General features: G+C 68.4%; 11 protein-coding genes and 1 tRNA gene. 6 read left to right on the forward strand and 6 right to left on the reverse strand.

What is annotated here, in order from left to right; all coding sequences use genetic code 11:
- Window positions 1-139: 139 nt before the first annotated feature.
- The 5 genes from ACXJKD_RS08110 (at window position 140) to ACXJKD_RS08130 (ending at window position 7,298) form a co-directional block, all read left to right on the forward strand.
- Window positions 140-1,390: an extracellular solute-binding protein gene (locus ACXJKD_RS08110; RefSeq protein ID WP_457253961.1), complete on the forward strand. Its 1,251-nt coding sequence runs from the start codon at window positions 140-142 to the stop codon at window positions 1,388-1,390.
- Window positions 1,391-1,454: 64 nt separating this feature from the next.
- Window positions 1,455-2,387 (forward strand): carbohydrate ABC transporter permease, encoded by a 933-nt coding sequence (locus tag ACXJKD_RS08115; protein WP_457253962.1) that lies wholly within the window; start codon window positions 1,455-1,457, stop codon window positions 2,385-2,387.
- Window positions 2,387-3,310 carry a carbohydrate ABC transporter permease gene (locus ACXJKD_RS08120; protein WP_457253963.1) on the forward strand — a complete coding sequence of 308 codons (924 nt, stop codon included), beginning with the start codon at window positions 2,387-2,389 and terminating at the stop codon, window positions 3,308-3,310. Before ACXJKD_RS08115 ends, ACXJKD_RS08120 begins: the two co-directional genes overlap by 1 nt.
- On the forward strand, window positions 3,307-4,581 hold the full coding sequence (locus ACXJKD_RS08125; protein WP_457253964.1) for a glycoside hydrolase family 32 protein: 1,275 nt from the start codon (window positions 3,307-3,309) through the stop codon (window positions 4,579-4,581). The genes ACXJKD_RS08120 and ACXJKD_RS08125 overlap by 4 nt, the downstream gene beginning before the upstream one ends.
- 182 nt (window positions 4,582-4,763) lie before the next feature.
- Entirely contained in the window at window positions 4,764-7,298 is a 2,535-nt protein-coding gene (locus ACXJKD_RS08130; protein ID WP_457253965.1) for a GH32 C-terminal domain-containing protein, read from the forward strand.
- Between the two features lie 127 nt (window positions 7,299-7,425).
- On the opposite strand, the gene ACXJKD_RS08135 is transcribed toward ACXJKD_RS08130, so the two are convergent.
- Window positions 7,426-7,506 (reverse strand) — tRNA-Tyr (locus ACXJKD_RS08135).
- A gap of 101 nt (window positions 7,507-7,607) precedes the next feature.
- Between ACXJKD_RS08135 and ACXJKD_RS08140 the strand changes: the two genes are divergently transcribed.
- Window positions 7,608-8,108 (forward strand): YajQ family cyclic di-GMP-binding protein, encoded by a 501-nt coding sequence (locus tag ACXJKD_RS08140; protein WP_457253966.1) that lies wholly within the window; start codon window positions 7,608-7,610, stop codon window positions 8,106-8,108.
- Window positions 8,109-8,225: 117 nt separating this feature from the next.
- Here the strand turns inward: ACXJKD_RS08140 and ACXJKD_RS08145 are convergent, their stop codons facing one another.
- The 5 genes from ACXJKD_RS08145 to htpX all read right to left on the reverse strand — a co-directional run bounded on the left by ACXJKD_RS08145 (window position 8,226) and on the right by htpX (window position 15,696).
- The gene (locus ACXJKD_RS08145) at window positions 8,226-10,394 is read right to left on the reverse strand and encodes a carboxypeptidase regulatory-like domain-containing protein (protein ID WP_457253967.1); all 2,169 of its coding nucleotides are present in this window, start codon (window positions 10,392-10,394) and stop codon (window positions 8,226-8,228) included.
- Window positions 10,395-10,620: 226 nt separating this feature from the next.
- Window positions 10,621-11,598, reverse strand: coding sequence for a serine/threonine-protein kinase (locus ACXJKD_RS08150; protein WP_457253968.1), 978 nt, complete (start codon window positions 11,596-11,598; stop codon window positions 10,621-10,623).
- Between the two features lie 211 nt (window positions 11,599-11,809).
- Window positions 11,810-14,281, reverse strand: coding sequence for an aminopeptidase N (gene pepN, locus ACXJKD_RS08155; protein WP_457253969.1), 2,472 nt, complete (start codon window positions 14,279-14,281; stop codon window positions 11,810-11,812).
- A 94-nt stretch (window positions 14,282-14,375) separates the two neighbouring features.
- Window positions 14,376-14,579 carry a cold-shock protein gene (locus ACXJKD_RS08160; protein WP_056924211.1) on the reverse strand — a complete coding sequence of 68 codons (204 nt, stop codon included), beginning with the start codon at window positions 14,577-14,579 and terminating at the stop codon, window positions 14,376-14,378.
- A 229-nt stretch (window positions 14,580-14,808) separates the two neighbouring features.
- Window positions 14,809-15,696 carry a zinc metalloprotease HtpX gene (gene htpX, locus ACXJKD_RS08165; protein ID WP_457253970.1) on the reverse strand — a complete coding sequence of 296 codons (888 nt, stop codon included), beginning with the start codon at window positions 15,694-15,696 and terminating at the stop codon, window positions 14,809-14,811.
- Window positions 15,697-15,716: the final 20 nt, after the last annotated feature.

A 15,716-nucleotide genomic window follows, 5' to 3' on the forward strand; every position in this document is an offset into this window, starting at 1 on the left:
AGGTTGGGTATTGACAGTGAAGAAACGTTGTATCACTATTGCGGAAACGTTTCTTCACTCACCGCGACAGTACCTCACCCCAGGGAGAACCACCGTGAATCGAGACATGCGACGCAGGGTTGTGAGTGCTGGCGCGCTCTTGGCAACCACTGCTCTGATGATGACGGGCTGCGCGAAGGCCACCACCAACGCCAGCGGCGGAGACGGGGGCACCCTGACCCTGTGGACCCACGCGGGTGGCGCCCCCAAGGAGATCGCGCTCCTCAAGACGGCCATCGCCGACTACAACTCGAGCCAGCAGAAGTACAAGGTCGAGCTCAAGTCGTTCCCGCAAGAGGCGTACAACGGCGCAGTCACTGCTGCCGCCACGTCGAAGAAGCTCCCCTGCATCCTCGACATCGACGCGCCGAACGTGCCGGCGTGGGCGAAGGCCGGCTTCCTGGCCCCGCTCGACCTGCCGGCGGACCTGGTCGCCAAGAACCTCGACAGCACCAAGGGCATCTACAACGACAAGCTCTACTCGATCGGCTACTTCGAGGCGGCACTGGCGATCTTCGCCCACAAGGACGCCCTGGTTCAGGCTGGCGTGCGCATCCCCACCGTGAAGCAGCCGTGGACCGCCGCTGAGTTCGCCGACGCATTGCCGAAGATCAAGGCGACCGGCAAGTTCAAGACCACGTTCGACCTCGGTACCGGTGACTCGGGAACCGAGTGGTGGACCTACGGCTATTCGCCCTTCCTGCAGAGCTTCGGCGGCGACCTCATCGATCGCTCCAGCTACAAGACCGCGCAGGGCGCGATCAACGGCGACGCTGCCAAGAAGTGGGCCGCGTGGTTCCGCGGTCTGGTGGACCAGGGCTACACCCCTGCCAAGTCCGGGGTCGATGCGTTTGCCGACTTCTCCAACGGCAAGTCGGCGATGGTGTGGACCGGTATCTGGAACTCCACGGGTCTCGACAAGGTCAAGGACGGCGTCGCGCTGCCGCCCCCGGACTTCGGCAAGGGGCCCAAGATCGGCGGCGGTTCCTGGCAGTGGGGCGTGAGCTCCAACTGCGCGAACAAGGCCGCTGCCATGGACTACCTCGCGTACTCGCTCAAGCCGAAGTACCTCTCGAAGATCGTGACCGACTCCGGCAACGTCCCGGCAACGGACGAGGCGGCCCAGCTGTCGCCAGGGTGGCAGGAAGGAGGCCCGAAGCGCTTCTTCCTCGACGAGTCTGCGGCCTTCGCCGAGCTTCGTCCCCCGACGCCGGGCTACCCGTTCCTGACCACGACCTTCGCCAAGGCGGCGCAGGACATCATCGCTGGTGGTAACGCCAACGCCATCCTCGACAAGGCGGCTGCCGACATCGACGCCGACCTGAAGGCGAACGACTACTACGGCAACTGACCTCGATGGGACGGGCGGCAACCACAGCTGCCCGCCCCATCGGCCCCCTCACCCTGGAGTTCTGATGACCACCACAGTCGCCCCGCGCACCACGTCACGTACGAGGACCCGGCCACCATCCAAGGCGCACACGCACTCCTGGGTCGGATTAAGCTTCACTGTCCCGGCCATCGTCATGCTGCTCGTGTTCTTCTTCGTGCCGCTGATCCTGTGCTTCGTGCTCGCCTTCACCAACGCCCGGCTCATCTCCGGTGAGCCCACCAGGATCACGGGGCTGGACAACTTCCAACGACTCTTCTCCGACCCTCTGTTCTGGAAGTCACTGCGCAACACGGCCTACTTCGCGGTGGTCGTCGTGCCGCTGCAGTCCGCCCTGGCACTGCTGCTCGCGATCCTGGTGAACGGTCAAGGACGGGCCAAGAACTTCTTCCGCACCCTGTACTTCGTGCCTGTGGTGACATCGATCGTCGTCGTGTCGATCCTGTGGCGCTTCATGTACGCGAGCGACGGCCTCATCAACAGCATGCTGCAGCTGGTGACATTCAACGCGCTGCAGGGCACCGACTGGCTGAGCAACACCTCGACCGCCATGCCGGCGGTCATCCTGATGTCGATCTGGCAGGCCGTCGGATTCCACATGGTGATCTGGCTTGCCGGCCTACAGACCATCCCGATGGACCTGTACGAAGCGGCCTCGCTCGACGGTGCCGGCCGGTGGGACCAGTTCCGCTTCGTCACCTGGCCGGGCCTCAAGAACACCCGCACGTTCATTCTCGTCACCATCACCATTGCTGCGCTCAGCCTCTTCGCCCAGGTCCAGGTCATGACCAGCGGTGGCCCGCTCGACTCGACCTCGACCGTCGTCTACCAAGCTGTCCGCGCCGGCTACACGCAGCAGGCCACCGGCTACGCATCCGCGATCTCGCTGGTCTTCTTCGCACTGGTGTTGACCGTCTCGCTCATCCAACAGTTCGTCACCCGAGACAAGGACGCCTGATGACCACGCTTACTCACAGGGCCGCCTCCCGCCGAGCCTCGAAGCCGCCCCGCAAGATCACCCGAGGCACGGTCGGCCTGAACCTCGCTCGCCTCGTTCTCGGACTGTTCTTCGCATTCCCGATCGTCTTCATGCTGGTGTCCTCGCTCAAGCCGGACGAGCAGATCTTCGGCGATCTCGGCTCCCTCAAGGCGTTCCTCCCCGTCGGACACCTGTCTCTCGACAACTACCGCACGACCCTGGACACGGTCCCGGCCGTTCGGTTCCTGCTGAACTCGATCGTGGTCTCGGGAGTGACGGTTGCCCTCGGGTTGTTCATCAACAGCCTGGCTGCCTTCGGCTTGTCGCGGCTGCAGTGGAAGGGCCGCAAGATCGTGCTCGCCCTGGTGCTCGCAACCCTGGTCGTGCCGTTCGAGACCTTCGCGCTGCCCCTGCTTTGGTGGGTCAACCACCTGCCCTGGCTCACGCACGACGGCTTCACCCTGCTGTGGACCGAGGGCTGGCTGGATACCTACCGAGTGCAGATCCTGCCATTCGTTGCCAACGCGTTCTCGATCTACCTCTTCTACTCCTACTTCCAGAGCATCCCCAAGGAGCTCGACGAGGCAGCCATCGTTGACGGGGCCGGATGGTTCCGCATCTACCGCAGCATCATCATGCCGCTCTCCGGACCCGCTATCGCCACGGTCTCGATCCTGACGTTCCTCCCCGCCTGGAACTCCTACCTGTGGCCCCTCATGGTGGTGCAGACCGAGGAACTGCGGCCCGTCATGCTCGGTGTCAGCTACTTCTTCCAGCTCAACGTCGAGTGGGGCCCGATGATGGCCTACTCCAGCATGATCACGATCCCCGTCCTCGCGCTCTTCCTGGCCTTCCAGCGAAACTTCATCGGCAGCATTGCCGCGAGCGGCGTGAAGGGATGACCTCGACAGCGCCCCGGGCGACCGAAACCCGGCCGATCGTCCACTTCACCCCACCGGCGGGGTGGATGAACGACCCCCACGGGATCTACTGGCTCGACGGTGTCTACCACCTGTACTTCCAGCATGTGCCGGACGCGGTGGAGTGGCAGACCGGGATTTCCTGGGGGCATGCCACCAGTAAGGATCTCGTCCACTGGCGCCCAGCGGCCCCAGTCCTTGCACCCGGCGAGGGCGACGAGGGCATCTGGTCAGGCAGCGCCGTGATCGATGACGACGGCCGGCCGGTGCTCTTCTACACCTCGGCCGGCGGCGAGGACGTGGACCTCGGAAGGATCCGCTCCGCGCGGCTGTCACAGGCCGGCGATCAGTGGGTCAAGGGTCCGGTCCTGGTTGAGGCTGTGGACACAGCGACGCGCGTGTTTCGGGACCCGACAGTGTTCCGCGACGGCGACCACTGGACCATGGTCGTTGGCAGCGGCCGGTCCGACGGCACCGCGTGTGCCGAGGTGTTCTCGTCCTCGGACCTCGAGAGCTGGACGCCCGTCGGGATCCTGGCTTCGCGAAGCACCCGTTCACAGCACCCCTGGACGGGCGCTGCATGGGAGTGCCCGCAGGTGATCAGCGGCGCCAGTGATGCACCCGACTTGCTCGTGGTGTCGATCTGGGACGACCACACGCCGCACGACGTGGCAGCGGCGACCGGGACCTACGCCGACGGCCGGTTCGCCGCGCGTCACTGGCGTTTGCTCTCGGCCGGTGCTGGGCACTTCGCGGCCTCGGCGTTCACGGACACCGAGGGACGGTCCTGCTTGATCTTCTGGATACGAGGCATCACCGACCCCGGTCGGTGGGCCGGTGCCTTGAGCCTGCCGTACGTCGTCACGACAGACGGCGACGACGTCCGTCTGGAGCCGCACCCTGCGGTCGCGGCGGCGCGCCTCCCCCCTGACGCCGGCCACGTCGGCGCCGGCCGAGCCATCGACGTGGAATGGCGGCCCCGCCAGGAGGACAGGCTGCAACTGGTCACGCCCGAAGGCGAGGTGCAGGCATCGGTCCACGTCGAAGGGTGGACTGTCACGGTCGCCGTTCGCGACGCCGCCTCGGTCACGGTCAGCCACCACAGCGAGTGCCTGCGGATCATTGCCGACGCCCAGGTCCTCGAGGTCGTCGCCGACGGCGGCCTGGTCGGATTGCCCCTTCCGGCCTCCGAGACTGGACTCCAGCCGCACACTGGCGATCCGGGCCGCGTCGCCTGGTGGCACCTCAGTTGACTTCCCCACGAAGCCCGGCATCGCGGTGGCAAGTTTGCCGAAATGCGGTCCATCCGACTCGGCCTGATATAGGCCCCTGACGCATCTGCATGCGTCCCACGATGCGACACCACCTTCTTGACCTACTCGACGGTCACCGTCACTATCGCTAATGACAACGTTGTCATACCGGAGGTTCGTCCATGTCTGTCAGCACTCGTTCCCCTTTGCGCCGGCCGCTCGCCGTCGTCCTGCTGGTCCTCGCGGTCCTTGCCGCACTCGGCGTGGCGCCCGCGGCGGCGGACACACCGCAACACCGCCCCGCCTACCACTTCAGCCCCTCGAAGAACTGGATCAACGACCCCAATGGGCTCGTCTTCTCCAAGGGCGTCTACCACCTCTTCTTCCAGCACAACCCGCTCGGCAACGTCTGGGGCAACATGTCCTGGGGGCACGCGACGAGCACCGACCTCGTCCACTGGAAAGAGCAACCGGTCGCCATCCCGTTCGACGCCAACGAGGGAGTGTTCTCCGGCTCGGTCGTCATCGACAAGACCAACAGTTCCGGCTTCGGCACGGTGACGGACCCCCCACTCGTGGCGATGTACACCAGCGCCTACACGGCCGCCAGTGGCCGCGATGGCATCCAGGCACAGTCATTGGCGTACTCGACCGACGACGGTCAGACGTGGACCAAGTACTCGGGCAACCCGGTCATCGACATCGGATCGCGCGAGTTCCGCGACCCCAAGGTCTTCTGGTACGAGGCCGCCAGGGAGTGGCGGATGGTGTCGGTGATCGCCGACGAGCACAAGGTCCTGATCTGGCGCTCTGCCGACCTCAAGCACTGGACGCGGCTCTCCGAGTTCGGCCCCCGCGACGCCATCGGCGGCGCGTGGGAGTGCCCGGACCTCTTCCCGCTGGCAGTCGACGGCGACCCGGGGAACGTCAAGTGGGTCATGATCGTCAGCCTCAACCCCGGCGGGGTCGCGGGCGGCTCGGGCACCCAGTACTTCGTCGGTGACTTCGACGGTACGACCTTCACGCCGGACGGGCCCGCGAGCTACCAGCCTCCCACCGGGACGCTGCTGCAGGGATTCGAGAACGGGTATGCCGGGTGGACCCCGACCGGGACCGCCTTCGGGTCTGAGCCGGTATCCGGTTCGCTGCCGGGCCAGCAGCCCGTCACCGGTTACGTGGGCGAGCACCTCGTCAACAGCTTCATCGACTTCGACGGCGCCCAGGGCGAGCTGACCTCCCCGGCGTTCACCATCGACCAGAGGTACCTCAACTTCCTCATCGGCGGTGGCCACCACGACGCGGTCGCCGGCGCGACCCAGGGCGACCCTGGCGGTGAGGTCTTCACCGACTTCGAGGACCTCGACCCGGTGACGCACCTGCCCGCCGGGTGGAGTGCTACAGGGGACTTCGTCGGCTACGGCGCGACCAGCTCGGGACTGCCCTACCACCAGGGTGACAAGGTGCTCGACACGTGCGTCGTGCCCGACAAGTGCGACCTCGCCGTGGGCACCTTCGTGTCGCCCGAGTTCACCGTGACCAAGGGTTACGTCAACCTCCTCATCGCAGGCGGCACGCACCCGGTCGGGACGAGTGGCCCGACCGTCGTCGAGCTCGTCTCGGGCGGAGCGGTCGTCGGGTCGGTGACCGGAAACAACTCCGGTGAGATGGACTGGCGCCACATCGACGCCCGGGCAGTGGTGGGCAAGCAGGCCCGGATCGTGATCCGGGACGACCACAGTGGCGGCGACTGGGGACACCTCATGGTGGACGACATCCGGTTGTCCGACTCGGCAGCCGGCCCGCGCGACACCCAGACCACCGTCAACCTCGTCGTCGGCGGCGAGGTCGTGCGGTCCAGCACGGGATCGGACAGCGAGGCCCTCGACTGGGCCTCGTGGGACCTCAATGACCTGCAGGGCAGGACCGCGCAGATCACGGTGGTCGACCACAGCTCCGGTGGGTGGGGCCACATCCTCGCCGACCAGTTCATGCTCGCATCGGCACCGGCCAAGAGCGGGACCGAGCGTGCCAGCTGGGTCGACTTCGGACGCGACAACTACGCCGGCGTCACCTTCAACGGGCTGCCCGACAACCAGCGCACCACCATCAGCTGGATGAACAACTGGCAGTATGCCGGCGACGTGCCCACCGACCCGTGGCGGGGCCAGATGACGATGCCCCGCAGGCTGTCCCTGGTCACGACCGAGGCGGGACCGCGCCTCCGCCAGACCCCGGTCCCCGGAATCGATGCGGTCACCGTGAACAGTGACAAGCAGCAGGCCAAGGAGCGTTCGGTCGCGGCCGGGGTGACGCCGACCGGGCTCGCCGCGACCGTGGCACGGGTCGAGGTCCGCGTCGCCCTGGGCTCGGCGTCCGAGGCCGGCGTCGTGCTGAGGCGCAGCGCCGACGGCGCCGTGGGCACCAGGATCGGGGTCCGTCGCGACGGCACGCTGGTCGTCGACCGGACCCGCAGCGGCAACGTCGCGTTCAACCCCCTCTTCCCGAGCATCGAGGAGGCGCCCGTGACGGTGCGCGACGGTGAGGTGACCTTCACGGCATACCTCGACCGCAGCTCAGTCGAGGTGCTGGCCGAGAGCGGTCAGGTCTCTGTCACCGACCTCATCTACCCGCCGACGGCGGCGACGGGTGTCGCCGCCTACGCGGTGGGCGGGACTGCCAAGACGGTCGACATCAAGGTGACACCCATCCGTCCCTGACCGGGCCGAAGGCGGCCGGTGCAGCTCCAGGAGCTGCACCGGCCAGTTACAGCCGGACATCGTCGGGGGCAAGGCAAAGGGCCCCTAGCCAGCATTCCGCTGGTCAGGGGCCCTCCTGTGCACTGGGTGGCAGGTGAAGGATTCGAACCTTCGAAGCTTTCGCGATGGATTTACAGTCCACTCCCATTGGCCGCTCGGGCAACCTGCCTTGGTGCGCGTGGAAGGATAGCAAGGACAACCACGAATGCCGAAACCGGTATCCACCCCACCGGGTGACTGCCGGCTGACGCCCAGGAAGGACACGCCACCATGGCCGACAGCTCGTTCGACATCGTCAGCAAGATCGACCACCAGGAGGTCGCCAACGCCCTCAACAGCGCAGCGCGCGAGGTGGCCACCCGCTACGACTTCAAGAACGTCGGCGCGTCCATCGAGGCCAGCGGCGAGGACAAGGTCGTCATCAAGGCGAACACGGAGGAGCGTGCCAACGCCGTCCTCGACGTGTTCCAGACCTGGCTGGTCAAGCGCAAGGTCTCGCTCAAGCACCTCGACGTGCCGGAGCGCGGCCCGCAGCTGTCCGGCAAGGAGTACCGCCTCGAGGTCGGGCTGCAGGAAGGCATCTCGCAGGAGAACGCCAAGAAGGTCGGCAAGATCATCCGTGACGAGGGCCCCAAGTCGGTGAAGTCGCAGATCCAGGGTGACGAGCTGCGCGTGACCAGCAAGTCGCGCGACGACCTCCAGGCCGTGCAGGCGCTCCTGAAGAGCAAGGACGACTTCGACTTCGCGATCCAGTTCACCAACTACCGCTGACCCGACCGGAGCCCGGCGGGGCACACAGGGCCCACAAACACGGAAGACACGCCAGACACATAGGTATGCCGCCGTCCCCGGCCGGGGACGGCGGCATACCTCGCTCTCGGGGGCCGGTCAGGGCAGTTGGATGGTGATCTCGCGGTGTTCGCCCACGGCGAGGTGCACGCGGCTGGCGTCGCCCTGGTCGGTGGCCGAGTCGTACCAGTAGACCCGGCCCTCACCCTCGTCGGTGTACTCCGTGAGCTTGAGGGTGAAGTCGCCGGTCGGCAGGGCCGAGGTCCGGAACGTGTTGTCCCCGTAGACGTCGAAGTCACCGATCGGGCTGCCGTCGCTGGCGAACACCTGCCCCACGAGGTAGGTCGTCACTGGGTTGCCGGCTGCGTCCACGACCGACCCGCTGATCCCCGAGGCCGGGGCCATCTGGGCGTCGAACCGGGTCGTCTTCAGCGACTTGACCTTGAACGTCGTGGCGGTCGCCGCGGTCGTCGCGTCGCCGGACCACTCCGGGGCCAGCTCGCCCCAGTAGTCGTTCAGGTAGACGAACGCCTTGTACGTGCCGGCGGGGACGCCGTGGACGGTGTACCTGCCCTGCTCGTCGGTCCGGGCCGTCCAGCGACCCTCACCCGGGCCGGCCCGGCCGGGGAAGCCGCCCCCGACCCTGACCCAGGCATCGGCGACCGGTTGGCCGTCGGGCCCGGTGACCACGCCGGAGACCGTGCCCCCGACCGCCACGTGGACGGCGCGCACCGAGTTCGTCGCGCCGGCCGTCACCGAGATCAGGTCTGCGGTGGCCTGCGAGGTGGCCTTGTAGGCCCAGGTCTCGGTGTACATCCGCGGGTCGGTGTAGACGTCGATCGAGATGGCGAACTGGCCGGCCGGCAGCCCGCGGACCGTCCAGCGGCCGTCCGCCCCGCTGCACTCGGAGACCGAGCCCTGGACGTACCCGCCGGCATGGCCGAGGTAGGCGTTCGGGCAGGCACCCGCGATGGGCGCGCCCGACTTGGCGTCCACGGCCAGTCCGGTGATGACGGCAGCCGTGGCCAGCGACGCGTTGACGGTCGTCGGCGCACTCCGCGCCACCGAGAACTGCGCAGCGGCCCCGATGGTGGACGTGTTGCCACTGAACTCACCGACGTAGCGGCCCTGCGGGTCGGTGAACTCGGCGATGTAGCGACCTGCCTCCGAGACGTCGATGGAGTAGGTGCCGTCTGCCCCGGTGCATCCCTGGCCGACCGACTGCCTGTCGTCGAGGTTGTCGGTGGGGATGAGCACGTCGACGCAGGCACCCTCGATCGGTGCGCCGGTCGCGTCGCTGGTCAGCGTGCCCTGCACCGTTGCGGCAGCGAGGAACTGGTCATCCGCCTGGAGGGTTTCGCCGGCCCCCAGGACGAAGTGGTGGGCCGTCTCTACGTTGACCTGTCCGAAGGCGTACTGCCTGGTGGGCCAGGACTCGAAGCCCACGACGTACTCCCCCGGCGCGACCAGGGCGGTCCAGTGACCGGTCTCGTCGGTGTTGGCGAAGGTGACGACCCGGGGGCTCTCACCGGTCGTCTCGATCGAGACGCTCGCCCACTCGGCCGGCTGGCCGTCGGCGCGGGTGAGCGTGCCCTGGAGGTGCCCACCCAGGGCGAGGGAGACGTCGAGGGTGCCGGGTGCGGTCACCAGCGCGGCGTCCTCGAAGCTCTGGGCGTCCTGGGCCCACTCGCCCACGTGCGCGTCGTCGTAGACCGATGCCTCGACCTTGTAGCCGGCGCCGTCGACCAGTCGCCCGACGCTCCAGGTGCCGTCCTCAGCTGCGCAGGCCGAGTCGACGAACGTCTGGTCCTGCGTGTAGACGCTGACACACCCCTGCAACGGCTCACCCGTGTCGTCCGCCGTGAGCCTGCCGGTGAGGGTCGCGTCGCCGATCTCCCGCGCGTAGTCGAGCGCGAAGTCGAGGTGACCGGGCGCGTTGACGACTCCCGCGTCCTCGAAGGTGGCGCCGCCGCCACTCCACTGTCCCTTGTAGAGCGAGTCGAACGCGGAGGCCTCGACCTTGTAGTCGACCCCCGTCTCGACCCCCTCGGCCGTCCACTGCCCGGCGTCGTCGGTGCAGCCCGAGGCGACGTAGACGTACCCGAGGTCGTAGACGCTCACGCAGCCCTGCACCGGCTCGCCGGTGGCGGCCGCGGTGAGGGTGCCCGTGATGGTCGATGGTTCTGCCTGTGCATTTGCGGCAAGGACCCCGGTGGCCAGCGCAGCCGCCAGCACGATCCCCCCGACCCGCCCGATAGCTGCGCGCATGTGCCGCCTGCCTTCTGCCCGGTGTGATTGATGAACCGGGCGGAACGTAGCAGGGGTGCGAGGGCACTCGGGGCAATCCTGACCCACTCCTTACCCGCCGCCGCAAGACCTGCCGGGAGTTCTGCCGGTTTGCGCCCGCAACGGGCCGCACGGACGGGTATGCCGCCGTCCCCCAGTCGGGGACGGCGGCATACCTGTCTGCGGTGGTCGCCGAGAAGGCGGTGCGTCAGGCGCTGCCGGGCTGAACCGCGTCCGTCCCGGTCTCCATCGCCATCGTCGGCCCACCCAGGTCGGGGAAGCGGATGACCGAACCGTCGGTGTCGGGTGAGTCGTCGTCGACCCAGCTGTCGAGGGCACTGGCCAGACCCAGCGCGAGTCCGGCCATCTCGTGCTCGCCGATGCCCACGCGGGCCGCGACCTCGCGGGCGTTCGCGGGGCGGTGCGCGGAGTCCTTCGAGAGGCAGTCCGTGATGAGGGCGGCCAGGTCCTCGGGGACGCCGTCAGGCAACGGCGGCGGCGCTTCGGTGAGGTGGCTCAGGGCCGTCGCGATCGGGGTGCCCCGGTCGAACGGCTTGCGACCCGAGAGCATCTCGTGCGCGACGACACCCAGCGAGTAGAGGTCGCTCGCGCCGGTCGCCACCTCGCCCATGGCTTGTTCCGGGCTGATGTAGTCGGGGGTGCCCAGCATCTCGCCCGCTCGCGTGTGACCGGCGGCGTCGAGGGCGCGGGCGATCCCGAAGTCGGTGAGCTTCACCAGGCCATCGGGCCGGACGAGGATGTTGGCCGGCTTGATGTCACGGTGGATCACGCGGGCCTCGTGCGCGACCCCCAGGGCCAGGGCGGCCTGCCCGACCAGCGAGCGCACCTCCGCCGGGTCCAGTGGCCCGCGGCGCTTGAGCAGGAGGGACAAGGGCTCGCCCTTGACCAGCTCCATCACGAGGTAGGCCAGGCCGTCGTCCTCGCCGTAGTCGAACACCGTGGCGATGTTCGTGTGCAGCAGGGCGGCCGAGTGCACCGCCTCGTCGCGGAACCGAAGGGCGAAGAGCTCCTCGTGGCCGGTGTCGGGCCGCATCACCTTGATGGCCACCGAGCGCTGCAGCACCTCGTCGGTGCCGGCCCAGACGTCGGCCATCCCTCCCGACGCGATCCGCGCTCCGAGCACGTAGCGCTCGCCGAGGAGCATGCCTTCAGTCAGTCGATTCATCGGGGGATATCCACCCAGACCTCCGTAGACGGAGCTGAACGTCAACTGACATCCCGGGGGCCTCGCCGCTGGCAACGATACCCCCAAAACGGTCGCAGACGAGCCGGAGGACCTCTCCGTCTGTCCTGCTGACCCGGCCGGACTGGCCTTCTGACCTGCACGGACGTGCTCGAACGAGCGCGGGGCCGGGTCGGGTGCGGAGCGCTGGGCCTCAGCCGAAGGTGGCTCGCGAGCGCAGCGCCTCGCGCAGCTGGGACTCCGCGTCGACCATGGACCGGCGCACCCCGGCGGTGAGCCCGCCGCCGCCGAGCGCGGCCTCGCTGCGCTCGACCGTCGCCGCCTCGACCACCCGACCGGGGTAGGCCATGGTCGCGACGCGGGCGATGGCGTCCTCACCCACCCACTGGCTCATGGCCGGCACGTCCGCGAAGTAGCGCTCGGCGTACGGGCGCACGACGTCGAGGTCCTCGGCCAGCCAGAATCCCTGGGCCAGGGCGTTGAGCTCGTAGTTGGAGCGGGACCGGTTGGCGGTGAGCTCCGTCCAGGCCCACGCCTTCGCGTCGGCACCGGGCATCGCGGCCCGCGCCATGAGGGCGTTGAGCCGGCCCTGGAGCGTGTCGTCGTGGGACCGGCGACCCTCCACGAAGTCCTCGTCGACCAGTCCGCGCGCGGCCAGGTTGCGCACCGCGATCCAGCCGAAGTCCGAGTCCTCCTCGAGGCCGGCCGGGCGGTCCTTGGCCGCGGCCCACGCCCGCAGGAGCGTCTCGTCGCCCGAGGAGCGGGCGACCGTCCTGGCCGCGACGAGGGCACGGGTCGAGCCGGGCCGGGCAGCGGCGAGGACCTGCTCGGCCGACGCGGCCACGACCCGCTCGGCCCACTCGTGCTCGGCCGGCGGCAGGAAGGTCGGGATGATCCGGCCCAGCAACGACATCGAGGTGCGACTCAGAATCGAGTCGTTGTCCTCCACCGGCCAGGCCTCACCGAAGGTCCGGACCAGCACCCTCGGGTCCACCGTGCCGAGGCAGGCGCCGTCGATCAGCGCGATCCACACCACGGCCCGCGCCTGCACGTCGGGGACGCTGGCCAACGAGGTCGGGACGGCCGCGACCGACTCGGGGTCGAGGCTCACGGTCGCCCAGGTGAGGTCGGCCGCGTTCGGCACGACGAGGTCGGCGGCCGGGGCGTCCCGCAGCGCCTCGACGACCGTGCGGTCCTGCGTGATCGTCACCGGCACCCGGAACACCTCGTCGCCGCCGGTGAACCCGGCGACGTCCATCGTGTGCGGCCGGTCGGCCGGGTACCTGGTCGGCACGGTGCGCTCCACCGCACCCTCGCCGCGGTCGACGGAGATCACGTCCACCCCGGCGGTCAGCAGCCAGGCCCTGCTCCAGTCGGTCAGCGACTGACCGCTCGCGCTCTCCATGAAGCCCATGAAGTCAGCGAGCGTGCCGTTGCCGTAGGAGTGCCGGCGCAGGTAGTCGCCGACCCCGGCGATGAAGGCGTCGTCACCGATGTGCGCGATCAGCTGGCGCAAGGTGGCGGCTCCCTTGGCGTAGGAGATGCCGTCGAAGTCCTGGAGCGCCGCCTGGGCGTCGGGCGCCGCCGACCCGGCCACGGGGTGCGTCGAAGGGGTGCGCTCCGCGGCATACCCCCACGCCTTGCGGGCCACGGTCGAGTCGACCCACGCGTCGGTGAACTCGGTCGCCGCGACGCAGGTGCGGTGGGCCATGTACTCGGCGAAGGACTCGTTGAGCCACAGGTCGTCCCACCACTGCATCGTGACCAGGTCGCCGAACCACATGTGCGCCATCTCGTGGGCGATCGTGTTGGTGCGGGAGAGCACCTCGTCGCGGGCAGCGGCACCCCGGAAGACCATGGTGTCGCGGAAGGTCACGCAGCCGGGGTTCTCCATCGCGCCGGCGTTGAACTCGGGCACGAACACCTGGTGGTACTCCCCGAACGGGTACCGGATCCCGAAGAGCGAGTGGTAGTAGTCGAAGCACGCGCGGGTCACCTCGAGCATCTGGCCGGCCTCGCGCTCGAGGTGGGTCCGCAGCGACGCGCGCGCATGGATGCCGAGGGGTATGCCGTCGTGCTCGTCGAGCACGGACGCGTAGGGACCGGCGCAGACGGTGACGAAGTAGGTGGCCAGGGGCCGGGTCCGGGCGAGCTCCCAGCGACCGGGCGAGACCCGGGTGGCCGCGCCGTTGCCGAGGACGAGCCAGTCCTCGGGGGCTGCGACGGTCACCGTGTAGGGCGCCTTGAGGTCGGGCTGGTCGAAGCACGCGTAGACCCGTGGGGCCGCGTCGAGGAACAGGTGGCCGTAGACGTAGTGCTCGCCGTCTGCCGGGTCGACCGCGCGGTGCAGACCCTGCCCGTCGCGGCTGTAGGCCATCGTCGCCTCGACCTCGAGGACGTTCTGGGCCTCGAGCCCGACCAGCTCCACCCGGCCGTCCGCGAGGGCGGTGGCGTCGAGCGCTCGACCGTTGAGGACGACGGAGGCCAGCTCGACCGGCAGGACGTCGACGAACGTGGTGGCACCGGGCTCCGTGCACGCGAAGGAGATCCTCGAACGGGAGCCGAAGGTCTCCTCGCCCTGGTTGAGGTCGAGGTCCACCTCCACGCTCGTCACGGTCAGGAGCTCGGAACGACGATGTGCTTCGGACCGGGTGAGGGAAGGCATGGGACCGATTCAACCAGCCGATGCTGGGGGAAGGCCGAAGCCCCCGGCCGAGACGGCCGGGGGCTTCGATCTGAAGTTCAGAGGGTGGGGCAGGTCAGATGACCGTGACCTTCTCCGCCTGGGGACCCTTCGGGCCCTGCGTGATGTCGAACTCGACGCGCTGCGCCTCGTCGAGCGAGCGGTAGCCGCCGGACTCGATCGCGGAGTAGTGCACGAAGACGTCGGCGCCGCCGCCGTCCTGCTCGATGAAGCCGAAGCCCTTCTCAGCGTTGAACCACTTCACTGTTCCCTGTGCCATGGGATAACTCTTTTCCTAATTGGCCGATGTGGCCGCGGATGCGGACCACCAGCTGCGAAATCACCACGACACGGAATACACCGCTTACGGAAAAGGCCCGCACACTGGCGGGCCCACTCACACGAGGAACTGCAACTGCGCCAACTGTAACGTGAATCCGCCAGACTTTCATTCCCGGGCCCCGGTGAGTTGCCCGCAGAGGTCTCACCGGACCCGAAATCGCCTCGGATCAGCGCTGGCGGAAGCCGAAGGCCTGCTGCTCGAGACGGGCGATCCGCTCGGTCATCGGGGGGTGCGTCGAGAAGAACCGCGACACGTCCTGCGGCCGGAACGGGTTGGCGATCATCATGTGGCTGGAGTTCTGGATGGCCGGCGTCGGCTGCAGGGGCGCCTGGGCCACCCCGACCTCGAGCTTGCGCAGAGCCGATGCGAGCGCCAGCGGGTCGCCGGTGAGCTTGGCGCCGTCCTCGTCCGCGTCGTACTCGCGGGTGCGGCTGATCGCCATCTGGATCATCATCGCGGCGAACGGCGCGAGGAGCGCCATCGCCAGCATCGCGATCGGGTTGGGGCGGTCCTCGTCGTTCCCGCCACCGCCGAAGATGCCCGCGAACATGAGCATCTGGGCCACCGACGTGATCACGCCGGCCACTGCCGCGGCCACCGAACCGGTGAGGATGTCGCGGTTGTAGACATGCATCAGCTCGTGGCCGAGGACCCCGCGCAGCTCACGCTCGTCGAGCAGCCCGAGGATGCCCTCGGTGCAGCAGACGGCGGCGTTCTCCGGGTTGCGGCCGGTCGCGAACGCGTTGGGCGCGGCCGTGGGGCTGATGAAGAGCTTGGGCATCGGCTTGCCGGCGGCCGTCGAGAGCTCGCGGACGATGCGGTGCATCGCCGGGGCCTGCGCCTCGCTGACGGGGTAGGCGTGCATCGCCTTGATGGCGAGCTTGTCGGAGTTCCAGTAGCCGTAGGCGGTCATGCCGACGCCGAAGAGGGCGAAGAGCCAGATGAACGCCGAGCTGCCCGTCGAGGCCGAGATGACCCCACCGATGGCGAGCAGGAGGGCGAAGATTCCGCCGAAGAGGGCTGCGGTCTTGAGCCCGTTGAAATGGTTGTGCATGTCTGCCTCAACGCTCCCTT

It is taken from the genome of Pedococcus sp. P5_B7, from assembly GCF_054049895.1.